Annotated in this window: 17 protein-coding genes; 11 read left to right on the forward strand and 6 right to left on the reverse strand. The window is 72.1% G+C overall.

The features are described from left to right. Window positions 1-52 precede the first annotated feature (52 nt). Window positions 53-361 (forward strand): co-chaperone GroES, encoded by a 309-nt coding sequence (groES, locus tag ACIPYQ_RS06610; protein ID WP_030011064.1) that lies wholly within the window; start codon window positions 53-55, stop codon window positions 359-361. A 112-nt stretch (window positions 362-473) separates the two neighbouring features. After that, complete coding sequence (gene groL / locus ACIPYQ_RS06615; RefSeq protein WP_361760593.1) at window positions 474-2,102, forward strand: chaperonin GroEL; 1,629 nt, start codon at window positions 474-476, stop codon at window positions 2,100-2,102. 73 nt (window positions 2,103-2,175) lie between these two features. Here the strand turns inward: groL and ACIPYQ_RS06620 are convergent, their stop codons facing one another. The 3 genes from ACIPYQ_RS06620 to ACIPYQ_RS06630 all read right to left on the reverse strand — a co-directional run bounded on the left by ACIPYQ_RS06620 (window position 2,176) and on the right by ACIPYQ_RS06630 (window position 4,473). Continuing rightward, complete coding sequence (locus tag ACIPYQ_RS06620) at window positions 2,176-2,871, reverse strand: ester cyclase (protein WP_401246788.1); 696 nt, start codon at window positions 2,869-2,871, stop codon at window positions 2,176-2,178. A 110-nt stretch (window positions 2,872-2,981) separates the two neighbouring features. After that, window positions 2,982-3,755 (reverse strand): SDR family oxidoreductase, encoded by a 774-nt coding sequence (locus tag ACIPYQ_RS06625; protein ID WP_361760587.1) that lies wholly within the window; start codon window positions 3,753-3,755, stop codon window positions 2,982-2,984. A gap of 31 nt (window positions 3,756-3,786) precedes the next feature. After that, window positions 3,787-4,473 (reverse strand): MOSC domain-containing protein, encoded by a 687-nt coding sequence (locus tag ACIPYQ_RS06630; RefSeq protein WP_401247677.1) that lies wholly within the window; start codon window positions 4,471-4,473, stop codon window positions 3,787-3,789. A 92-nt stretch (window positions 4,474-4,565) separates the two neighbouring features. On the opposite strand from ACIPYQ_RS06630, the gene ACIPYQ_RS06635 reads away from it, so the two are divergent. Then, window positions 4,566-5,465 carry a LysR family transcriptional regulator gene (locus tag ACIPYQ_RS06635; protein ID WP_361760584.1) on the forward strand — a complete coding sequence of 300 codons (900 nt, stop codon included), beginning with the start codon at window positions 4,566-4,568 and terminating at the stop codon, window positions 5,463-5,465. A 192-nt stretch (window positions 5,466-5,657) separates the two neighbouring features. Here ACIPYQ_RS06635 and ACIPYQ_RS06640 read toward each other — a convergent pair whose 3' ends face one another. Further along, window positions 5,658-5,984: a WhiB family transcriptional regulator gene (locus ACIPYQ_RS06640; RefSeq protein WP_030710411.1), complete on the reverse strand. Its 327-nt coding sequence runs from the start codon at window positions 5,982-5,984 to the stop codon at window positions 5,658-5,660. 390 nt (window positions 5,985-6,374) lie between these two features. On the opposite strand from ACIPYQ_RS06640, the gene ACIPYQ_RS06645 reads away from it, so the two are divergent. The 4 genes from ACIPYQ_RS06645 to ACIPYQ_RS06660 all read left to right on the forward strand — a co-directional run bounded on the left by ACIPYQ_RS06645 (window position 6,375) and on the right by ACIPYQ_RS06660 (window position 10,848). Further along, entirely contained in the window at window positions 6,375-6,986 is a 612-nt protein-coding gene (locus tag ACIPYQ_RS06645; RefSeq protein ID WP_003948568.1) for a response regulator transcription factor, read from the forward strand. Window positions 6,987-7,334: 348 nt separating this feature from the next. Further along, the gene (locus ACIPYQ_RS06650) at window positions 7,335-7,964 is read left to right on the forward strand and encodes a sigma-70 family RNA polymerase sigma factor (RefSeq protein WP_030389108.1); all 630 of its coding nucleotides are present in this window, start codon (window positions 7,335-7,337) and stop codon (window positions 7,962-7,964) included. A 114-nt stretch (window positions 7,965-8,078) separates the two neighbouring features. After that, window positions 8,079-9,578, forward strand: coding sequence for an IMP dehydrogenase (gene guaB / locus ACIPYQ_RS06655; protein WP_361760580.1), 1,500 nt, complete (start codon window positions 8,079-8,081; stop codon window positions 9,576-9,578). Window positions 9,579-9,723: 145 nt separating this feature from the next. Next, entirely contained in the window at window positions 9,724-10,848 is a 1,125-nt protein-coding gene (locus ACIPYQ_RS06660; protein WP_030767410.1) for a GuaB3 family IMP dehydrogenase-related protein, read from the forward strand. Window positions 10,849-10,924: 76 nt separating this feature from the next. Here the strand turns inward: ACIPYQ_RS06660 and ACIPYQ_RS06665 are convergent, their stop codons facing one another. Together ACIPYQ_RS06665 and ACIPYQ_RS06670 are read right to left on the reverse strand one after the other, a co-directional pair. Next, on the reverse strand, window positions 10,925-11,398 hold the full coding sequence (locus tag ACIPYQ_RS06665) for a hypothetical protein (protein WP_401246795.1): 474 nt from the start codon (window positions 11,396-11,398) through the stop codon (window positions 10,925-10,927). A gap of 117 nt (window positions 11,399-11,515) precedes the next feature. Beyond that, a complete protein-coding gene (locus ACIPYQ_RS06670; protein ID WP_401246798.1) occupies window positions 11,516-12,745 on the reverse strand; it encodes a nucleotide sugar dehydrogenase in 1,230 nt (409 codons plus the stop codon). 230 nt (window positions 12,746-12,975) lie between these two features. Between ACIPYQ_RS06670 and ACIPYQ_RS06675 the strand changes: the two genes are divergently transcribed. The 4 genes from ACIPYQ_RS06675 to ACIPYQ_RS06690 all read left to right on the forward strand — a co-directional run bounded on the left by ACIPYQ_RS06675 (window position 12,976) and on the right by ACIPYQ_RS06690 (window position 22,092). Then, window positions 12,976-14,682, forward strand: coding sequence for a glycerol-3-phosphate dehydrogenase/oxidase (locus ACIPYQ_RS06675; RefSeq protein WP_401246801.1), 1,707 nt, complete (start codon window positions 12,976-12,978; stop codon window positions 14,680-14,682). Window positions 14,683-15,737: 1,055 nt separating this feature from the next. Continuing rightward, the gene (locus ACIPYQ_RS06680; protein WP_401247680.1) at window positions 15,738-17,732 is read left to right on the forward strand and encodes a serine/threonine-protein kinase; all 1,995 of its coding nucleotides are present in this window, start codon (window positions 15,738-15,740) and stop codon (window positions 17,730-17,732) included. Between the two features lie 77 nt (window positions 17,733-17,809). Next, window positions 17,810-20,338 carry a protein kinase gene (locus tag ACIPYQ_RS06685; protein ID WP_401246804.1) on the forward strand — a complete coding sequence of 843 codons (2,529 nt, stop codon included), beginning with the start codon at window positions 17,810-17,812 and terminating at the stop codon, window positions 20,336-20,338. Between the two features lie 125 nt (window positions 20,339-20,463). Then, window positions 20,464-22,092 carry a serine/threonine-protein kinase gene (locus tag ACIPYQ_RS06690; protein ID WP_401246807.1) on the forward strand — a complete coding sequence of 543 codons (1,629 nt, stop codon included), beginning with the start codon at window positions 20,464-20,466 and terminating at the stop codon, window positions 22,090-22,092. Window positions 22,093-22,114: the final 22 nt, after the last annotated feature.

Raw genomic sequence — 22,114 nt, forward strand, 5'->3', positions numbered from 1 at the left:
GGTCGCCACCTCAGACAGTTAACCCCGGATCTCCGAAGGGGGAGGTCGGATCGTGACGACCGCCAGCTCCAAGGTTGCCATCAAGCCGCTTGAGGACCGCATTGTGGTCCAGCCGCTCGACGCCGAGCAGACCACGGCCTCCGGCCTGGTCATCCCGGACACCGCGAAGGAGAAGCCCCAGGAGGGCGTCGTCCTCGCGGTGGGCCCGGGTCGCTTCGAGGACGGCCAGCGTCTCCCGCTGGACGTCACCGTCGGCGACATCGTGCTCTACAGCAAGTACGGCGGCACCGAAGTGAAGTACAGCGGCGAGGAGTACCTCGTCCTCTCGGCTCGCGACGTGCTCGCGATCGTCGAGAAGTAATTCTCTTCATCAGTACTGCTTTGAGTTGCGCCCCTGGTCACCCCGCTGATTGCCGGGCGGCGAGGGGCGCAGCTCGTTAAACCCGAGTTTTCGAGAGGGCTGAACCGCTCCCATGGCGAAGATCCTGAAGTTCGACGAGGACGCCCGTCGCGCCCTCGAGCGCGGCGTCAACAAGCTTGCCGACACGGTCAAGGTGACGATCGGCCCCAAGGGCCGCAACGTCGTCATCGACAAGAAGTTCGGCGCCCCCACCATCACCAACGACGGTGTCACCATCGCCCGCGAGGTCGAGCTGGACGACCCGTACGAGAACCTGGGCGCGCAGCTCGTGAAGGAGGTGGCGACCAAGACCAACGACATCGCGGGTGACGGCACCACCACCGCCACCGTGCTGGCCCAGGCGCTGGTCCGCGAGGGGCTGCGCAACGTCGCCGCGGGTGCGTCCCCGGCCGCCCTGAAGAAGGGCATCGACGCCGCGGTCAAGGCCGTGTCCGAGGAGCTCCTCGCGACCGCCCGCCCGATCGAGGACAAGTCCGACATCGCCGCCGTGGCCGCGCTCTCCGCGCAGGACCAGCAGGTCGGCGAGCTCATCGCCGAGGCGATGGACAAGGTCGGCAAGGACGGTGTCATCACCGTCGAGGAGTCCAACACCTTCGGCCTGGAGCTGGAGTTCACCGAGGGCATGGCCTTCGACAAGGGCTACCTCTCGCCGTACATGGTCTCCGACCAGGAGCGTATGGAGGCCGTCCTCGACGACCCGTACATCCTGATCAACCAGGGCAAGATCTCCTCGATCCAGGACCTCCTGCCGCTGCTGGAGAAGGTCATCCAGGCCGGCGGCTCCCGCCCGCTGCTGATCATCGCCGAGGACGTCGAGGGCGAGGCCCTCTCCACCCTCGTCGTCAACAAGATCCGCGGCACCTTCAACGCGGTCGCCGTCAAGGCCCCCGGCTTCGGTGACCGCCGCAAGGCGATGCTGCAGGACATGGCCACCCTCACCGGTGCCACCGTCATCGCCGAGGAGGTCGGCCTCAAGCTCGACCAGGCCGGTCTGGACGTACTGGGCTCCGCCCGCCGCGTGACCATCTCCAAGGACGACACCACCATCGTCGACGGTGGCGGCAGCCACGAAGAGGTCCTCGGCCGCGTCAACCAGATCAAGGCCGAGATCGAGTCCACCGACTCGGACTGGGACCGCGAGAAGCTGCAGGAGCGCCTGGCGAAGCTCGCCGGCGGCGTCTGCGTCATCAAGGTCGGCGCCGCCACCGAGGTGGAGCTCAAGGAGAAGAAGCACCGTCTCGAGGACGCCATCTCGGCGACCCGCGCCGCGGTCGAGGAGGGCATCGTCTCCGGCGGTGGCTCCGCGCTCGTCCACGCCGTCAAGGTCCTCGAGGGCAACCTCGGCCTGTCGGGCGACGAGGCCACCGGTGTCGCGGTCGTGCGCCGCGCCGCCGTCGAGCCGCTGCGCTGGATCGCCGAGAACGCCGGTCTCGAGGGTTACGTCATCACCTCGAAGGTCGCCGAGCTCGACAAGGGCCAGGGCTTCAACGCCGCCACCGGCGAGTACGGCGACCTGGTCAAGGCCGGCGTCATCGACCCGGTGAAGGTCACCCGTTCCGCGCTGGAGAACGCCGCCTCCATCGCCTCCCTGCTGCTCACGACCGAGACCCTGGTCGTCGAGAAGCCGGCGGAGGACGAGGGCGACGCCGGTCACGGCCACGGTCACGGCCACAGCCACTGATCGCGCACCACGCAGAGAAGGCCCCGTTCCGCAGCCGCGGAACGGGGCCTTCCCCGTGGTTCGGACCCGGGCCTCAGGATCCGTAGGGCAATCCGGAGCCGCCCATCTGGCGCTGCAGCGCTCCGGGGTTGTAGTGCCACCAGCCCTCGACGATCTCTCCGTCCAGGCACCGGAAGGTGGTGCTCCCGGACATCTCGTACGTCTTCCCGGTCGGTGCGACTCCCATGAACGTCCCCTTGTGGGTGCCGCGCCAGTTCCACACCGTCGTGACCATGTCTCCCTCGGCCAGCTGGGCCGTCGGCTCGAAGGTCATGTCGAAGCCGGCGCGCCAGGTCTCCATGTCCGACCGCATGGCGTCGCGTCCGATGACGGTGGGTTCCTCCTTGCTGACGTCGTGGTCGATGTAGTTCACCGCGAAGCACTCGTCCAGGACGCTCATGTCGCCCTTCATGGCGGCTTCCTGGAACACCCGGTCGACGAGCTGCTTGTTGAGGTGCTCGTCGCGGACCACATCGAGGTTCATGAACTTCGGCATGCCTTCGCAGAGGGCCACCATCTCCTGGAACATCCGGTCCGTCTCCGGGAGCTGAGAGTTCTTCATGGCCTCCTCGTACGAGGCGAATTCCACCATGTCCACGTAGTGGTTCCGGGCCTCGCGGTCCTGGCCGATCATCGTGTGCGTGGCGGTGCGCCTGCCGCTGCTCTGCTCCGCCCAGCGGTCGATGAGCGCGTTCATCTCATCGAACCGCCTGGTCTCATAATCGATCACTTGTACGAATGTCATCGCGTCGCCTCCCGCTGGAGATGGGACATGTCCAGTTTAGGGAGGGTTCACCCGTTTGGCGGCTCGGTGGCGGGCTTACCGGCGGGTCACGAGCGCTACTGCGGCCCGTACTTGCGGCCCGTACGCGAGGACACCCCGCCCAGCAGCCCGCGCGGCGTCAGCTTCACCACGCCCATCAGCGCCTTGTACCGCGGGTCCGGGATCGACACCGTCTTCCCCCGCGCCAGGTCGGCCAGGGCCGCCGCCACCAGCTTGTCGGCGTCCAGCCACATCCAGCCGGGGATGTTGTCCGTGCCCATGCCGGCCCGCTGGTGGAACTCCGTACGGACGAAGCCGGGGCACAGCGCCATCAGCCGCACCCCGGACCCCGCCAGGTCCCGCGCCGCGCCCTGGGTGAACTGCACGACCCAGGCCTTGCTCGCCCCGTACGTGCCGCGCGGCACGAAGGCGGCCACCGAGGCCACGTTGATCACGCCGCCGCGGCCGCGCGAGCGCATCGACTCCGTGGCCGCCGAGGTCAGCCGCAGGACCGCCTCGATGTGCACCTTCAGCATGGTCAGCTCGTCGGCCATGGAGACCTCGAGGTAGCGGCCCTTGTTGCCGAAGCCGGCGTTGTTGACCAGCAGGTCCACCGGGTGCGTACGGTCGTCGAGGCGCTGCTCCACCGCCGCGATCCCCGCCTCGGTGGAGAGGTCGGCGGCCAGCACCTCGGCCTCGATCCCGTGCCGGTCGTGCAGCTCGGTGGCCTGCTCGCCCAGCCGCTTGGTGTCGCGCGCCACCAGCACCAGGTTGTGCCCCTGGGCGGCGAGCCGCCGGGCGAATGCGGCGCCGATGCCCGCAGTGGATCCCGTAATCAACGCAGTCGTCATAGGCGCAACCTAGCCGCCCCGGCTGACGGAGCTACCGCGCCCCGGCGCCGGCCCCGTGGTTCTCCAGGTACCGGCGCACCCGCTCGTGGGCCTCGGGTTCCATCGCCGCACCCGCCGCCAGGGTGCGCGGCAGCAGTGCGCGCTCGGTGGTGAAGGCGCGGAACCACAGCTCCACCGTCACCTCGTGGTCCGGCCGGTGGATGATCTCGACGGGATCGCCGGGGGAGACCGAGCCCTCCCGGATCACCCGCAGGTACGCGCCCGGCCGGACCACCTGGGTGAACCGCTTGACCCAGCCGGTCTCGCCCATGACCCCCTGGAAGGTCCGGCAGGGGATGCGGGCCGAGGCCACTTCGAGTTCGAGCTCCGCGCCGACCCGCCAGCGGTCGCCCAGCCGCGCGGTGTTCAGGTCGATGCCGGAGGTGGTGAAGTTCTCCCCGAAGATCCCGCCGGGCAGCTCGCGGCCCAGCTCGCCCTCCCACCAGTCCAGGTCCTCGCGCGCGTACGCGTAGACGGCCTGGTGGTCGCCGCCGTGGTGGCGCCGGTCGCAGACGGCGTCCCCCTCCAGGCCGCTGCCGAGGCCGGTCGCCTTCGGGCCGGGGGTGCGGACGCGGACCGGCCCGGGGGCGGGGCGCTTGCCGATGCCCGTCACCCCGCCCTCGGCGTCGGTGTAGTCGGCGGCCGTGGCGCGGCCGAGGTTCACGGAGATCAGTCGCATGGTGCCCATGGGGAACACGCTAGCCGCGAGCGGACCCCAAAGCGTCCCGGAGACATTCGCGCAGCAGTCAAAGCAGGCCTTATGCTCGAAGGGTGATCGAGGCACGTCATCTCCGCGTTCTGCGCGCCGTCGCCGGGACCGGTTCCTTCTCCGCCGCCGCCCGCGAACTCGGCTGCACCCAGCCCGCCGTCTCCCAGCAGATGAAGGCGCTGGAGCAGTCGGCCGGCACGCCGCTGCTCATCCGCACCGGGCGCGAGATGCGGCTGACCCAGGCCGGTGAGGCCCTGGTGCGGCACGCCGCCGGAATCCTGGCCGGGCTGACCGCCGCCGAGGAGGAGGTCGCGGCCATCGCCGGGCTGCGCGCCGGCCGGGTCCGGCTCGTGTCCTTCCCCAGCGGCAGCTCCACGCTGGTGCCGACCGCGCTCGCGGCGATGCGCGCCGAGCACCCGGGCACCCGGATCTCGCTGGTCGAGGCGGAGCCGCCGCGCTCGGTGGAGATGCTGCGCGAGGGCGACTGCGACCTGGCGCTGGCCTTCCGCTACGGCGGGGCCGCCGGCTCCGCCGGGGAGTGGGAGGACCTCGTGGTGCGGCCGCTGCTGACGGACCGGCTCGTCGGGCTGGTCCCGGAGGGGCACCGGCTGGCCGGGGCGGAGCGCGTGGGCATGGCGGAGCTGGCCGACGAGCCCTGGATCGCGGGCTGTCCGCGCTGCCGCCGCCACCTGGTGGAGGTGTGCGAGGGCGTGGGCTTCACCCCGCGCATCGACTTCGCCACCGACGACTACCCGGCGGTGGTCGGCCTGGTCGGTGCGGGGCTGGGCGTGGCGGTGCTGCCGGAGCTCGCGGTGGAGTCCGTACGGGCCAAGGGCGTGAGCACGGTCGTCGTGGAGCCGGCCGTCGAGCGGGAGGTCGTGGCCCTGACCCTGCCCGACCTGGCCCGGGTGCCGGCGGTGGCCGCGACCCTGGCCGAGCTGGAGCGGGCCGCCACGCGCTGACGGCCCGCGCCGACGGGCCGTACGCACCCGTCGGCGGAACGCATGCACCCGTCGGCGGGTCGCGCAACCGGCCGTACGCACACACTCCACCGGGTGCGTACGGCCGAACGCGTGAATTCCGGGCCCGGCGGCGACACGCCCGGGTGTGCAGGTGAATCGAAGAAACGTTCCTGCGGACGTTTCGGCGGACGCTCAGTCCGGAGCGATCGGACCGATCGCACTCGACGCGGGGATCAGGCGGTGCCGGGCGCGGCCCATCAGTTCCTCACGTTCGTCCTCGGTCAGACCTCCCCACACTCCGTAGGGCTCGCGGACGGCGAGTGCGTGCGCGGCACATTCCGCGCGGACCGGGCATCGCATGCAGACCTCTTTAGCCGAGGCCTCGCGCGCGCTCCTGGCCGCGCCCCGCTCGCCTTCCGGGTGGAAGAAGAGGGAGCTGTCGACCCCGCGGCAGGCAGCCAGCAGCTGCCAGTCCCAGAGGTCGGCGTTCGGGCCGGGGAGGCGGGAGAAATCTGCCATTGGTAGTCCTCGTTGGTGCCGGTACTGAGGCGGATACGGTCGATGTCTCCAAGGGTCTCCACACCTACTGTCGGAGTAGATGTAAATATGACTCATTGGGAATCTAGCCTCAGACACGTGCCAAACGGAAGGAAAGCCGCCAAATAGGGCATAGCTCCAGATGGAGGACAGGTGGCTTGTGGCGTCGACGCCGTGATCGCTTCCTCACGTAGAGTGCCGAAGGTGTCCGTCCGACCCGTAACTCTTTCGAGTGACCATCGTTGAGAGTGCGAAGGCGGTTGAACCAATAAGTTCTCGGACAGGTGTCCGGGGGCATCGACCGCACAGGTGACGATACGTACCAGCCTGGAGGCTCAAGGTGACGCGCATCAGCAGCTGCGGAGGGCGGTCATGACATCCGTCCTCGTCTGCGACGACTCCCCGCTTGCCCGAGAGGCGCTCCGTCGCGCGGTTGCCACCGTGCCCGGCGTCGAGCGTGTGACGACGGCTGCCAACGGCGAGGAAGTCCTCCGCCGCTGGGGTGCCGACCGCTCCGACCTGATTCTGATGGATGTACGGATGCCGGGGCTCGGCGGCGTGGAGACGGTCCGCCGACTGCTCTCGGCCGACCCCGGTGCCCGCATCATCATGCTGACGGTCGCCGAGGACCTGGACGGCGTGGCCCTCGCGGTCGCCGCCGGCGCCCGCGGGTACCTGCACAAGGACGCCTCGCGCGCCGAACTGCGGGCCACGGTCACCCAGGCCCTCGCCGACCCGACCTGGCGACTGGCCCCGCGCCGGCTCCGCTCGGCCGAGATGGGCGCCGCGCCCACGCTCACCGCGCGCGAGATCCAGGTGCTGGAGGGCATGAGCCACGGCCGGTCCAACGCGGAGATCGGGCGCGAGCTCTTCCTCTCCGAGGACACGGTCAAGACGCACGCCCGCAGGCTGTTCAAGAAGCTCGGCGCCTCGGACCGGGCGCACGCCGTGGCACTCGGATTCCGCTGGGGTCTGGTCCGCTGACCCGCGGGTCGTGGCCGGGCCCGGCCCGGTCCGCCGCGGACCGCGGATCGTCGAGAGCGGTCCCGTCCGCCACGGGCGGACGGGGCGGCGCGCCGCCCTCGTTTTCGGTGTAGCCCTGTCCCGCCGTACCCGGTGCGCACCCGGGGGTTGGCGGGGCACAATCCGGGGGACGTCTCGCTTCGTGCGCGATGCCGCATCCTTGAGGGTGTGGAGTCTCTCGGAGACTATTCGGCCGAGCGGGAGGGGAGGGCGCAGATGACGAGCTCAGGCGCACCCGCTCATAACGCTTCGATGCACAACAAGGGCCACGGTGCCGCGGATGCTCCGGCGCCAAGGCACCATGGATTGATGCGCGACGACGAGGCCCTGGGGTCCCCCGCGGCCACAGGCCCCACCGGCGCCGCCAAAGGCGGCAGTGCCGGGGGTGTCAGCGCGCTCGTACGCAGGGCGGTCGAGGGTGACGAGCAGGCCACGCACGACCTGCTGGCCTTCGTGCACCCCCTCGCGATCCGCTACTGCCGCACGCGACTGTCGCGGCTCCCGGGTGACGCTCGTCACTTCGTGGAGGACCTGGCGCAGGAGGTCTGCGTCGCCGTCCTGATGGCGCTGCCGCGCTACCGGGACACCGGCCGGCCCTTCGAGGCCTTCGTCTTCGCCATCGCCGCGCACAAGGTCGCCGACCTGCAGCGGGCCGCCATGCGGCACCCGGGCAGCACGGCCGTGCCCTCCGACGAGATGCCGGAACGGCCCGACGACTCGCTGGGTCCGGAGGAGCGGGCGCTGCTCAGCAGCGACGCCGCCTGGGCCAAGAAACTGCTGGCCAACCTTCCGGAGAACCAGCGCGAGCTCCTCGTCCTGCGGGTGGCCGTCGGGCTGACCGCGGAGGAGACCGGGCAGATGCTCGGGATGTCCCCCGGAGCCGTGCGCGTGGCACAGCATCGGGCGCTCAGTCGGCTGCGGGCGCTCGCCGAACAGTAGGAGCAGTCGTAGGAAGCGACGAAACTTCTGCTTGACCTTGGTCGTGGAATGAGACGCGTCGGGATCCCGTTAGCATGGACATCCGCGCTGAGCAAGACCATTTGGGAAGGTGTCATGACCGCCGACGGAGTGCCCGACAAATTCGCCACGCTCGGACTGACCTACGACGACGTGCTGCTGCTGCCGGGCGCGTCGGACATGTCGCCTGATGCGATCGATACCTCTTCCCTGATCTCGCGGAACGTCCGAGTGAACGTTCCCCTGCTGTCCGCGGCCATGGACAAGGTCACCGAGGCCCGCATGGCCATCGCGATGGCCCGCCAGGGCGGCGTCGGCGTGCTGCACCGCAACCTCTCCATCGCCGACCAGGCCAACCAGGTCGACCTGGTCAAGCGCTCCGAGTCCGGCATGGTCACCGACCCGATCACGGTCCACCCGGACGCGACCCTGCGCGAGGCCGACGAGCTCTGCGCGAAGTTCCGCATCTCCGGCGTCCCGGTCACCGACGCCGCGGGCAAGCTCCTCGGCATCGTCACCAACCGCGACATGGCCTTCGAGTCGGACCGCAGCCGCCAGGTGCGCGAGGTCATGACCCCGATGCCGCTGGTCACGGGCAAGGTCGGCATCTCCGGCGTGGACGCCATGGAGCTGCTGCGCCGCCACAAGATCGAGAAGCTTCCGCTGGTCGACGACGCGGGCATCCTCAAGGGCCTCATCACGGTCAAGGACTTCGTCAAGGCCGAGAAGTACCCGAACGCCGCCAAGGACAAGGACGGCCGGCTGCTCGTCGGCGCGGCCGTCGGTGTCGCCGGCGACGCGTACGAGCGCGCCCAGGCCCTGATCGAGGCGGGCGCCGACTTCATCGTCGTCGACACCGCCCACGGCCACTCCCGCCTGGTCGGCGACATGGTCGCCAAGATCAAGTCGAACTCCGGCGTCGACGTCATCGGCGGCAACGTCGCCACCCGCGACGGCGCCCAGGCGCTGATCGACGCCGGCTGCGACGGCATCAAGGTCGGTGTCGGCCCCGGCTCGATCTGCACCACCCGCGTCGTCGCCGGCATCGGCGTCCCGCAGGTCACCGCGATCTACGAGGCCTCGCTCGCCGCCAAGGCGGCCGGCGTCCCGGTCATCGGCGACGGCGGCCTGCAGTACTCCGGCGACATCGCCAAGGCCCTGGTCGCGGGCGCCGACACGGTGATGCTCGGTTCGCTGCTCGCGGGCTGCGAGGAGTCCCCGGGCGAGCTGCTCTTCATCAACGGCAAGCAGTTCAAGTCCTACCGCGGCATGGGCTCGCTCGGCGCGATGCAGTCCCGCGGCGACCAGCGCTCCTTCTCCAAGGACCGCTACTTCCAGGAGGGCGTGGGCGGCGACGACAAGCTCATCCCCGAGGGCATCGAGGGCCAGGTCCCGTACCGCGGCCCGCTCTCCGCGGTCGTGCACCAGCTCGTCGGAGGCCTGCGCCAGTCGATGTTCTACGTCGGCGGCCGCACGGTCCCCGAGCTGCAGGACCGGGGCCGCTTCGTCCGGATCACCTCGGCGGGCCTCAAGGAGAGCCACCCGCACGACATCCAGATGACGGTGGAAGCACCGAACTACTCCCGCAAGGGGTAGCAGCCGACGCGGAGGGGCGGGCCCGGACGACCGGGGCCCGCCCCTTCGGCGTGGGGGCCGGTCGTCCGTACAGCGGTCACCGGAACGCGGGCCCCCGGGGTTCGGGGATACTGGACGGGCAGACCCAGAGGAAAGGCCACCACACGTGACTGAGATCGAGATCGGGCGCGGCAAGCGCGGCCGCCGGGCGTACGCGTTCGATGACATCGCCATCGTCCCCAGCCGCCGTACCCGGGACCCGAAGGAGGTCTCGATCGCCTGGCAGATCGACGCCTACCGCTTCGAGCTGCCCTTCCTGGCCGCCCCCATGGACTCGGTCGTCTCCCCGCAGACCGCGATCCGCATCGGCGAGCTCGGCGGCCTCGGCGTGCTGAACCTCGAAGGCCTGTGGACCCGGTACGAGGACCCGCAGCCGCTGCTCGACGAGATCACCGAGCTGGACGAGGAGGCCGCCACGCGCCGCCTCCAGGAGATCTACTCCGCGCCGATCCAGGCGGACCTGATCCGGCAGCGCATCAAGGAGGTCCGCGACTCCGGTGTCGTGACCGCCGCCGCGCTCTCCCCGCAGCGCACCGCCGAGTTCTCCAAGGCCGTCGTCGACGCGGGCGTGGACATCTTCGTGATCCGCGGCACCACCGTGTCGGCCGAGCACGTCTCGGGCGCCGCCGAACCGCTGAACCTCAAGCAGTTCATCTACGAGCTCGACGTCCCGGTCATCGTGGGCGGCTGCGCCACCTACACCGCGGCCCTGCACCTGATGCGCACCGGCGCGGCCGGTGTCCTCGTCGGCTTCGGCGGCGGCGCCGCGCACACCACGCGCAACGTGCTCGGCATCCAGGTCCCGATGGCGACCGCCGTCGCGGACGTGGCCGCGGCCCGCCGCGACTACATGGACGAGTCCGGCGGCCGCTACGTGCACGTCATCGCCGACGGCGGCGTGGGCTGGTCCGGCGACATCCCGAAGGCCGTCGCCTGCGGCGCGGACGCCGTGATGATGGGCTCCCCGCTGGCCCGTGCCACCGACGCGCCCGGCAAGGGCAACCACTGGGGCATGGAGGCCGTCCACGAGGACGTGCCGCGCGGCAAGAAGGTCGACCTGGGCACCGTCGGCACCACCGAGGAGATCCTCACCGGTCCCTCGCACACCCCGGACGGCTCGATGAACATCTTCGGCGCCCTGCGCCGCTCGATGGCCACCACCGGCTACAGCGAGCTCAAGGAGTTCCAGCGGGTCGAGGTCACGATCGCGGACTCGCAGCACAGCCGCTGACCGCTGCGCCCGTACGCCGGAGGGCCGGCACCCCGTGGGGGGTGCCGGCCCTCCGGCGTGGTGCGGTGCGCCCGGGTCAGTCGCCCATCTTCTTGGCCGAGCCGAAGGCGGCGAAGCCGCCGATGCCGAGGAAGACGTAGGACATGAAGTCCGCGCTCTCCTTCCAGAGGTCGTTCAGGCCGCCGATGCCGACCTCGCTGAGCACCTCGCCCACGCCGACCTTGCCGTAGTCGGCGATCGCCAGCGCGATGAAGAAGAGCTGGCCGAGGTAGACGGCGCCGAGGGAGAGCGCGGCGGCGATCACGGGCAGGATCGGGTTGCGGCCGCCGACCTTGCCGGCGGCGAGGCCGACGAGGAGGCCGACGCCGATGGCGGCGTAGCCGATCTCGCGGTCGATGGCGTTCATGATGCCGCCGTACGCGCCCGCAGCGACGAGGGCCGCGACGACGGCCGCGACGATGCCCAGAGCGATGTTGCCGGTGCGGGCCGGGGCCGGGGCGGGCGCCGGGGTGAAGGAGTCGGGCGCGGGCGGCGTGAAGTTCTGGCTCATTGGGAAATCCCCCCCAGGGATGCGTGGCACACGTGTCCAGGGGGACGTATGTGCGAGATAAGTGACGCCGCAGGCTAGCAGCCGCGACGGACATTCACGGGGAGGATTTCCCTGTTGTCACAGGCGGTGGGCCGCGCCCGCCGGGCTGGCGCCGCGGGTGTCCAGCAGCAACTGGGCCTTCACGGCAAGACCTTGCAGGTCGTAGGTGCGGTGGTGCTGGAGCAGGATGGTCAGGTCGGCGTTGGCCGCGGCCTCGTACAACGATTCGGCGCGGGGGACCGGCTGGTCCCTGACCCGCCAGCCCGTGATGTACGGGTCGTGGTAGCTGATCAGCGCCCCCAGGTCGAGCAGGCGGCTGGCGATCTCGCGTGCCGGGGAGCCCTCCTGGTCGGCGAGGTCGGGCTTGTAGGTGACGCCCAGCAGGAGGACGCGGGCGCCGCGGGCCGACTTGCCGTGCTCGTTCAGCAGGGTGGCGGAACGCTGGATGACGTACTGCGGCATCCGGTTGTTGATCTCCTGCGCCAGGCCGACCATGCGCAGGGGGTGGCCGGGGGTGCGGGTGGTGTGGGGGAGGTAGTTCGGGTCCAGGGGGACGCCGTGGCCGCCGACCCCGGGGCCGGGGCGGAAGGCCTGGAACCCGTACGGCTTGGTCTCGGCGCAGCGGATGACGTCCCACAGGTCGACACCGAGGTCGTGGCAGAGCACCGCCATCTCGTTCATGAGGGCGATGTTGACGTGCCGGTAGTTCGTTTCGAGGAGCTGGACGGTCTCGGCCTCGCGCAGCCCGCGGGCGCGGACCACCTTCTCGGTGAGGCGGGCGTAGAAGGCGTGCGCGGACTCGGTGCAGGCGGGGGTGAGGCCGCCGATCACCTTGGGGGTGTTGGCGATGCCGTGGGTGCGGTTGCCCGGGTCGTGGCGGCTGGGGGAGTAGGCCAGGTGGAAGTCCCGGCCGGCCCGGAGCCCCGAGCCCGCTTCGAGGATCGGGCGCAGGTAGTCCTCGGTGACGCCCGGGTGGACGGCGGATTCGAGGATCACGGTGGTGTGCGGGCGCAGCCGCGCGGCGAGCGCGTGGCCGGCCTCGCCGACGGCGGAGAGGTCCAGTGCGCGATCGGCGCCGAGCTGGGTGGGGGCGCAGATGACGGCCGTGCGGACCCGGCCGAGCTCGGCGGGGTTGGTGGTCACCCGGAAGCCGGCCGCCGACATGCGGCGGATCTCGGCGGCGGTGAGGGTGGAGTCCGTGACCGGACCGCTGTCGTAGCCGACCGTCTCGATCCCGGCGGCGACGGCCGCCTGGGCGAGTGGGAGGCCGAGATGGCCGAGTCCGATGACGGCGAGATCTGCGGGCATGGGGGTGCCGTCCCTTCCCTGAATGAGGGGGCTGCCGCGCAAGTCCTCCGGGGGGACAGGGGAGCTGGCGCAATGTCAGACTAGGCGTATATATGAAAGATATGTCGCATTCCGGGGTGAAGGTCATCGTTGTGTTGTCCACAGCCGGTGGCTGATGTCGGGGCGGGCGGTCAGAATCGTGGAACGGGGGCATGTGAGCGGGATCTCACCCGCACCAACGGGAGGCAGCCGTGAGGACAGCGACACTGGGGCCGGCGCAGCGGGCCGAGGCCCTCACCCGGATGGCCGAACGCGAACTGGACGTGCTGGTGGTGGGCGCGGGCGTGGTGGGCGCGGGCACCGCGCTCGACGCCGCCACCCGCGGCCTGTCGACCGGCCTGGTGGAGGCGCGGGACTGGGCCTCGGGCACCTCCAGCCGGTCCAGCAAGCTGATCCACGGAGGCCTGCGGTACCTGGAGATGCTCGACTTCGCCCTCGTACGGGAGGCGCTGAAGGAGCGCGGCCTGCTGCTGGAGCGGCTCGCCCCGCACCTGGTGAAGCCGGTGCCCTTCCTGTACCCCTTGCAGCACAAGGGCTGGGAGCGGCTGTACGCGGGCTCCGGCGTCGCGCTGTACGACGCGATGTCGGTCTCCAGCGGGCACGGGCGGGGGCTGCCGGTGCACCGGCACCTGTCGCGCAAGCGCGCGCTGCGGGTGGCTCCGGCGCTGCGCAAGGACGCGCTGGTGGGGGCCCTGCAGTACTACGACGCCCAGATGGACGACGCGCGGTACGTCACCACGCTGGTGCGCACGGCCGCGGCGTACGGGGCGCACTGCGCCAACCGGGCGAGGGTGATCGGCTTCCTGCGCGAGGGCGAGCGGGTGGTCGGCGCGCGGGTGCAGGACGTGGAGGGCGGCCGTGAGTACGCCATCCGGGCGAAGCAGGTCGTCAACGCGACCGGGGTGTGGACGGACGATACCCAGGCGCTGATCGGGGAGCGCGGGCAGTTCCACGTGCGGGCCTCGAAGGGCATCCACCTGGTCGTGCCGAAGGACCGGATCCATTCGAGCACCGGGCTGATCCTGCGGACCGAGAAGTCGGTGCTGTTCGTCATCCCGTGGGGGCGGCACTGGATCGTGGGGACCACGGACACCGACTGGGACCTGGACAAGGCGCACCCGGCGGCGTCGAGCGCGGACATCGACTACCTGCTGGAGCACGTGAACTCGGTGCTGGCGGTGCCGCTGACGCGCGATGACGTCCAGGGCGTGTACGCGGGCCTGCGGCCGCTGCTGGCCGGCGAGTCGGACGCGACGAGCAAGCTCTCGCGCGAGCACACGGTGGCGCACCCGGTGCCCGGGCTGGTGGTGGTGGCGGGCGGCAAGTACACGACGTACCGGGTCATGGCGAAGGACGCCGTCGACGAGGCCGTGCACGGGCTGGACCAGCGCGTGGCGGAGTGCGTGACGGAGGACGTGCCGCTGGTGGGGGCGGAGGGGTACCGGGCGCTGTGGAACGGGCGGGCGAGGATGGCGGCCCGGACGGGCCTTCATGTGGTGCGGGTGGAACACCTGTTGAACCGGTTCGGGTCCCTGACGGAGGAACTGCTGGACCTGATCGCCGCCGATCCGGGACTGCGCGAGCCGGTGACCGGGGCGGACGACTACCTGCGGGCGGAAATCGTGTACGCGGCCTCGCACGAGGGGGCGCGGCACCTGGACGACGTGCTGACGCGGCGGACCCGGATCTCGATCGAGACCTTCGACCGGGGGACGCGGTCGGCTCGGGAATGTGCGGAGTTGATGGCTCCGGTTCTGGGGTGGGACAAGCAGCAGATCGAGAAGGAAGTGGAGCACTACGAGAAGCGGGTCCAGGCGGAGCGGGAGTCGCAGCGCCAGCCGGACGACCAGACGGCGGACGCGGCGCGGCTGGGGGCGCCCGACATCGTTCCGTTGTAACTCCGGAATGCGGGAAGGGGAACCGCGGACCCGGGGGGCCCGTCCGTTGCGGAGTGAGGAACAATGAGGGTTCTGCCGGGGCGGGTTACCGCGGGCCCCGGCCGCCGGGTCGCTCGGCCGCCGGGGCAGGCGGAGCAGCGGCAGGATCGCAGAGGGGACGCATGTCGAAGCCGGAGCACACCGAGTCACCTGCGGGGACGCCTGCGGCGGCGCCTGACAGTGCGAAGTCTTCGGCTGGCCGCGTGCCTTCCGGGGCGCCTGTGGCGAAGCCTGGCAGCGAGAAGGCCGGGTCGCCTGCCGGGTCGCCTGCGGCGAAGCCTGACAGTGCGAAGCCTGAGGGGGCGAAGCCGGGCGGGTCGCCTGCGGCGAAGCCCGGCCGTGAGGAGCGGGCCGTTGCGAAGGCCGAGCCTTCCGACGCACCTGCCGAGACGCCGAAGCCGAACAGTGACCAGACGGAGGCCGAGCGCGCGCCTGCCGGGTCGCCTGCGGCGAAGCCTGACGGTGCGAAGGCCGAGGGTGCGAACCCGGCCGGGTCGCCTGGGGCGAAGTCCCGGGCGGCGAAGCCTGCGCCTGTGGCGGAGCCTGACGATGCCAAGCCTGCGGCTGCGAAGCCCGGGTTGAGCAAGGCCGAGCCCGAGGGCAAGCCCGCGGCGACGGCTGGGGCCGCGGCTGCGGCCAAGCCCGAGGCGGTGCCCGGGGTGGACGCCAAGGCCGCGCCTGCGCCTGCGGCCAAGCCCGAAGATGCGAAGCCGGGGCTGGGCAAGGCCGCGGTGAAGGCCGACGCCGAGCGCGAGGCCGCGCCTGCGGCCAGGGCCGGGCGCGAGGGCAAGCCTGCGGCGAAGGCTGGGGCCGCGGCTGCGGCCGAGCCCGAGGCGGTGCCCGCGGCGGACGCCAAGGCTGCGCCTGCGGGCAAGGCCGCGGTGAAGGACGACGCCGAGCGCGAGGTCGCGCCTGCGGCGAAGGCTGAGGGTTCGGCAGTGAAGCCGGGGCTGGGGAAGGCTGTGGCTGCCAAGGCGGGCGAAGGGGTCAACCCCGTCGTCGAGAAGGCCGATGCCATGGCGGCTGCCGTCAAGGCCGCCGCGGCGAAGGCGGCCGGGGACGGCCAGGACGAGGGACGGCTGCTGGCCGGGCGCTACCGGCTCGGAGCCGTGCTCGGCAAGGGCGGCATGGGCACCGTCTGGCGGGCCCAGGACGAGACCCTGGGCCGGACGGTCGCCGTCAAGGAGCTCCGCTTCAGCACCGGGGTCGACGAGGACGAGAAGCGCCGCCTCATCACCCGTACCCTCCGCGAGGCCAAGGCCATCGCCCGGATCCGCAGCGGCGGCGCCGTCACCGTCTACGACGTCGTCGACGAGGACGGCCGGCCGTGGATCGTCATGGAGCTCATCGAGGGCCCCTCGCTCGCCGAGTTCGTACGGGAGAACGGTCCGCTGACCCCCCGTCGCGCCGCCGAGGTCGGCCTCGCCGTGCTCGACGTGCTGCGCGCCGCCCACGGCCAGGGCATCCTGCACCGCGACGTCAAGCCCTCCAACGTGCTCATCGCCGGCAACGGCCGTGTCGTCCTCACCGACTTCGGCATCGCGCAGGTCGAGGGCGACCCCTCCGTCACCTCCACCGGCATGCTCGTCGGCGCGCCCTCGTACATCTCCCCCGAGCGCGCCCGCGGTCAGAAGCCCGGCCCGCCCGCCGACATGTGGTCGCTCGGCGGCCTGCTGTACGCCTCCGTCGAGGGAGTGCCCCCGTACGACAAGGGGTCCGCGCTCGCCACCCTCACCGCGGTGATGACCGAGCCCGTGGACCCGCCGAAGAACGCCGGCCCGCTGGCCGAGGTCATCTACGGTCTGCTGGTCAAGGACCCCGCGCTGCGGCTCGACGACGCCCGGGCGCGGGCCCTGCTCACCGCCGTGGTCAACGCGCCCGAGCCCGTGCCGGCCCCGGCGGTCCCGGCCCCCGCCGAGGAGACCCGGCAGATATCCCTCGCGGACGCCAAGGCGGCCGCGGACAAGGCCTCCGCCGAGAAGGCCGCCGAGAAGGCCGCCGAGAAGGCCGCCGAGAAGGCGGCGAAGAAGGAACGCGAACGCCGTGAGCGCGAGCAGCGCGAACGCGCCCGCGCCGCACTGAAGTCGGCCCGCAAGGCGGCCACGGCCGCGGCGGCCACGACGGCCGTCTCGGCCGCCGAGCCGCCGAAGGCCAAGCCGTCCCCCGTCGCCGCGTCGCTCACCGACGTCATGCCGCGCCGCACCATCGCGCTCGCGATAGCCGCCGTGGTCGTGGTGCTGGCCGTGGTCGGCTCGCTGATCGCCTACGCCATGGGCGACGACGACAAGGGCGGCAAGAACGAGGGCAAGGGCGGCCAGCCCACCCCGGCCGCCTCCGCCCCCGACAAGCCGGCCTCCCCGAAGCCCTCGGGGAACACCGGTGATTCGGCCGGCAACGGCAGTGCGGGCACCAGTGCCGGCACCGGCACCACCACCGGTACCACCACCGGCACGGGCGGCGAGCCCGGCCAGGGCCAGCAGTCCCCGGCCGCCAGCGCGGGACAGGGCGCCGGCGAGGGACAGGGCGCCACCTCCGGGGGAGTGGGCGGCGCCGTCCCGGCCGGATACGCCCTGGTGCAGGACTTCGGGTTCCACTTCTCGATGGTGATGCCCGAGGGCTTCAAGCACCTGGAGACGGCGGGCAAGAACTCGGGCGCCATCTACAGCCGGGCCAAGGACTTCCCGAAGATCCAGGTCGACTACACCAAGAGCCCGGGCGACGACGCCCGCAAGGCCTGGCTCGAACTCGCCCCCTCCGTGGGCGGCAGCAGCAGGGCGTACAAGCAGATCCGCATAGACACCACGGAGTACAAGGGCTACCCGACGGTCGCGGACTGGGAGTTCGAGCGCGAGCAGAACGGCGTCACGGTCCGGGTGCTCAACCGCGGGTTCAGGGTGGACGCCACGCACGGCTACGCCGTCATGATCAGCTGCGCCGCCGACCAGTGGGACGGTCCGCAGTGCACCCAGATGCGCAACATCGCCTTCGAGACCTTCCAGCCGCTCGGCTGACCCCGGGACGCGGGCGCCTCCGGCGACGTATCGTGTCAGCGGGGCCATGGGGGGCCCACGCACTCGGGGGAGGCGATGTGGAGGAGTACGCGGGCCGGATCCTGGCCGGCCGTTACCGTCTGCCGCTGCCCCCGTCCGACGCGTACGAGCTGGTCGAGACCCGGGCCTTCGACACGCGCACCGGGCAGGAAGTCCTGGTTCGGCAGGTGCCGTTGCCGGAGGTCGTGGACGCCGAGCTGCTCGACGGACAGCGGCCCGTCCCGGCGGCGGCGCGCCGCTCGCCCGCGGACCTGCCGGCCGTGCGGCGCGCGATCGAGGCGGCGCAGGCGGCGGCCGCGATTCCGGACCATCCCCGGCTGGACCAGGTCTTCGACGTGTTCGCCGAGGGCGAGTCGCTGTGGATAGTGAGCGAACTGGTCCCGGCCCGGCCGCTGGCCGCCCTGATAGCCGATGAACCGCTCAGCCCCTACCGGGCGGCTGAGGTGGCGTCGGACGTGCTGACCGCGCTGCGCGTGCTGCACGCGCACGGCTGGACGCACCGGAACATCACCGTCCGGACGGTGCTGGTGTGCGAGGACGGCCGGGTCGTGCTGACGGGCCTGGCGGCCGGCGCGGCGGAAGAGGCCCTGTGCGGCTACGACCCCGTGCCGAACTCCGCCGACCCCGAAGGCGCCGGCGGCTGGGGAACGGCTCCCGCCCCGGCCCCGGGGCCCGCCACCGCCCCGGCTCCCGGGCCGGCTCCGGCCCCGACGGCCGCCCCCGCCACCGCCCCCGCGCCCACGCCTTTACCGGAGCCCGCCCCGGACACTTCCGCCGGGTACGCCCCGCTGGTGGCTCCCGGGTACGACACCGGGCCCCGGTACAACGATCACATCACCCCGGGCCGTCCCCAGGACCGCCCCGACCTCCAGGCCGCCGCGCGGGCCGGAGCCATCGCCGCCTACCGGGCCGGGGCCCGGGCGGCCGCCGCCAAGGTCGGCGAGCAGCGCCAGACCGGTCCCGTCGTCGTGCCGGAGCAGCGGCCGCACGGGTCGACGCTCCCGCAGGGGTACTCGTACCCGTACGGCGGCCCGGAGACCTCCGCCGCCGCTCCCTGGCACGGCGCGACCCCCCGCAACCGCCCGGCCCTGCCCGCCTCGCAGGAGCCGGCCCCGCTGGACCCGCTGGATCCGCAGCAGTCGCCGGAGTCGCCGGAACAGGACGGCCGGCAGGCCCAGGCCCAGGCCCCGGCCGAGCCGCAGCCCGGGCCCGCCCCGGCGGCCTGGAGCCGGGCCGAATCCCCGGCGGCGCCCGCGCTGCCCGCCCGGCTCGCCCTGCCCCAGGGCTACCGCCAGGCCGAGGCCCCCGTACCGGCCGCGCCCGAGGCGCCGCAGCCCGTCGGGGCGGGACCCGCCCCCGCCACGGTCGGCTGGGCCGGGCCCCGTACCGGGCTGGACGCCGAGCGGGCGCGCCAGACGCGCATGGCCGTCGTCGGCGCCGTCACCGAGCGGTGGGCGCCCGAGCAGGCCGGCCCCGTCCTCGGGCACTGGCAGCTGGCGCCCCCCGTCGGGCCCGCCACCGACCTGTGGGCGCTCGGCGCACTGCTGTACCGCGCGGTGCAGGGGCACGCCCCGTACCCCGAGGACAGCGTCGCCGAGCTCGTCGAGCTGGTCTGCGCCGAACCGCCCGCCTTCGCGGAGGAGTGCGGGGCGCTGCGCCCGGTCGTGGAGTCGCTGCTGCGTCAGGACCCGACCGAGCGGCCCGACTTCGAGGAGCTCCGCGGCTGGCTGCGTTCGCTCGTACGGTCGGCCCCCGAGCCGGAGGCCGGCTTCGGGCTGCTTCCCATGCCGGAGGCGGATCCCGCGCGGCTGCCCGTCGTACGCCGCCGCGGCGAGGTCCACGGGCGGCACCGCAATCCCGCGGCCCCCCGCAAGCCGCGCGCCCTCGGCCGCACCCTGCTCGTCGGCATCCTGGTCCTGCTGGCCGGGGCCGTGGCGTACGCGATGCTGTTCATGCCCCGGTCCGGCACCGCGGACCAGCAGGGCGACGCCCCGGGGAGCAGCGCGCAGCCGCAGTCGAAGCCGAGCCCCTCGCAGGTCCCCACCGGCACACCCGAGTCCAGGCCCGCGCCGCAGACGACCGCGCCCGCCGGGTCACCGGCCGCCCCCGCGTCCGCCCCGCCCGGCTACACCGCCCAGCAGGACCCGGAGCACTTCGAGATCGCCGTGCCCAACGGCTGGGAGCGGCGCGGGATCAACGAGGCCGGCCAGGTGCGGTACACGGACGGGGCGTTCGTGCTGACCGTGGTCCCCGGCCGGGACAAGGTCCAGGGCAACCCGGACCCGGCGGCGTACCAGAAGGACAAGGAGCCGGAGCTGACCCCGTACCGCACCTCCACCTGGTCGACCGTCGGGGACGTCAAGACCACGAAGGTGGGCCAGCAGCTTCAGGCCACGGGCCGCTACACGTGGATCGACGGGACCGGTCGCAACGTCTACGCCCGCAATTTCGTCGTGGCGCTGGGAGGCAGTTACCACGTCGTCCTGGTCACCGGCCCGGAGGACGAGCAGTCCAAGGTCACCGAGGTCTTCGAGAAGGCCACGGCGAGTTACAAGTCGGGCGGTTGAACGGATACTGACGACGGATCAGTACGGCGATTGCGTCACAGTGCCGTCTTTCGGCGGCCGGGCGGTTCCTGCAGCCCCTGTGGGCTCCGTAATCTGGCCGTAAGTGCAGAGAGCGGCGGGATTTCGTGGAACAGCAGACAGGTGGGGGCGCCGTGCTGGCGGGCCGGTACCGGCTCGTCGAGCCGATCGGCCGCGGCGGCATGGGCAAGGTGTGGCGCGCGCATGACGAGCTGCTCCACAGGACCGTCGCGGTCAAGGAACTGACGGCGGGTCTGTACGTCTCCCAGGCCGACCGGGACGTCATGCACGCCCGGACGCAGAAGGAGGCGCGGGCCGCGGCCCGGATCCAGCATCCGGCGGTGGTCGTCGTGCACGACGTGCTGGAGCACGACGACCGGCCGTGGATCGTCATGGAGTACATCGACGGCCCCTCCCTCGCGGAGGCGGCCAAGGCGGCCGGGCGGATCGAGCCCCGCGAGGCGGCCCGGATCGGCCTGCACGTGCTGGGCGCGCTGCGCGCCGCGCACGCGGTCGGCGTGCTGCACCGGGACGTGAAGCCGGGCAACGTGCTGCTGGCCAAGGACGGCCGGGTGCTGCTCACGGACTTCGGGATCGCCGCGATCGAGGGCGACTCCTCGATCACGCGGACCGGCGAGATCGTCGGCTCCATCGACTACCTGGCTCCCGAGCGGGTCACCGGCGGGATCCCCGACCCGTCCTCGGACCTGTGGTCGCTGGGCGCCACCCTCTACACGGCGGTGGAGGCCCGCTCGCCGTTCCGGCGTACGTCGCCCATCTCCAGCCTGCAGGCCGTGGTGAACGACGAGCCGCCGGCGCTGCGCCAGGCGGAGGCCCTGGGTCCGGTCATCACGGCCCTGCTGCGCAAGGATCCGATGGAGCGTCCCTCGGCCGCGGAGGCCGAGCGGATGCTGCTGGAGGCGATGGAGGGCCGGGAGCCGAAGGCGGCGCAGGCGTACGTGCCGACGCGCGCGGTGACCCAGGACGAACTGGCCCCGGCGCAGGAGCCGTCCGCCGAGCCGGCCGCGCCGGCCGAGCGCGCGCACCCGGCCCCGCAGACGACCTCGCAGACGGCCCCGCTGCCGGAACCCGCGGAGCGCCCGCCGGTACCCGCACCCGCGGATCCGGCGAGCGGCTGGCTCAAGCGGGCCGCGGGCATCGCCCTGGTGGCGGCGCTGCTCGGCGGCGGCGGTGTGTTCGGGGTGCTCAAGTACACCGGTGACGCGGGGAGCGGCGGCGGGGACAAGAACGTCAGCGCCCCCGACGTGGCCCCCGTGCCGGCCGGCTACACCAAGGTCACCGACCCCATCGGCGGCTTCACCCTGTTCGTCCCGGAGGGCTGGAAGCGCGTGTCGAACGGCGACCAGATCGACTACACCCCGGACGACGGGAAGCACTTCATCCGGATCGCCGCCGACCCCACCCCGGACTACCGGGACCCGTTGGCGCACCTGCTCGACCTGGAGCAGCAGGTGGCGAAGCGGACCGACTACAAGAAGGTGCGGCTGAACCAGAACACCTTCCGGGGCAGCACCCGGGGCGCGCTCTGGGACTTCACCTGGACGGAGAAGCAGAACCACCCCGGTCCGCGAAGAGCCAAGGAGCAGATGTACATCGACCCGGACGGCACGGAGTACGCGATCTACATGTCGAGCCCCGTCGCCGACTGGTCCACGACCGAGCAGCAGTTCGACATCGTGCTCAGCGGCTGGGAACCGCCCGTCAAGAAGCCCTGATTCCGGCATCCTGCCAGCGATC

Source organism: Streptomyces sp. NPDC090045, from assembly GCF_044747975.1.
In the GTDB taxonomy this organism is placed as follows: Bacteria; Actinomycetota; Actinomycetes; order Streptomycetales; family Streptomycetaceae; genus Streptomyces.

Excerpts from the sequence above, each read along its gene's own strand:
- ACIPYQ_RS06645 (WP_003948568.1), top strand. The coding sequence starts at position 6,375 with ATGACATCCGTCCTCGTCTGCGACGACTCCCCGCTTGCCCGAGAGGCG.
- guaB (WP_361760580.1), top strand. The coding sequence starts at position 8,079 with ATGACCGCCGACGGAGTGCCCGACAAATTCGCCACGCTCGGACTGACC.
- ACIPYQ_RS06630 (WP_401247677.1), bottom strand. The coding sequence starts at position 4,473 with ATGCGACTGATCTCCGTGAACCTCGGCCGCGCCACGGCCGCCGACTAC.
- ACIPYQ_RS06650 (WP_030389108.1), top strand. The coding sequence starts at position 7,335 with ATGCGCGACGACGAGGCCCTGGGGTCCCCCGCGGCCACAGGCCCCACC.
- ACIPYQ_RS06640 (WP_030710411.1), bottom strand. The coding sequence starts at position 5,984 with ATGGCAGATTTCTCCCGCCTCCCCGGCCCGAACGCCGACCTCTGGGAC.
- ACIPYQ_RS06665 (WP_401246795.1), bottom strand. The coding sequence starts at position 11,398 with ATGAGCCAGAACTTCACGCCGCCCGCGCCCGACTCCTTCACCCCGGCG.
- ACIPYQ_RS06670 (WP_401246798.1), bottom strand. The coding sequence starts at position 12,745 with ATGCCCGCAGATCTCGCCGTCATCGGACTCGGCCATCTCGGCCTCCCA.
- groL (WP_361760593.1), top strand. The coding sequence starts at position 474 with ATGGCGAAGATCCTGAAGTTCGACGAGGACGCCCGTCGCGCCCTCGAG.
- ACIPYQ_RS06625 (WP_361760587.1), bottom strand. The coding sequence starts at position 3,755 with ATGACGACTGCGTTGATTACGGGATCCACTGCGGGCATCGGCGCCGCA.
- ACIPYQ_RS06680 (WP_401247680.1), top strand. The coding sequence starts at position 15,738 with ATGGCGGCTGCCGTCAAGGCCGCCGCGGCGAAGGCGGCCGGGGACGGC.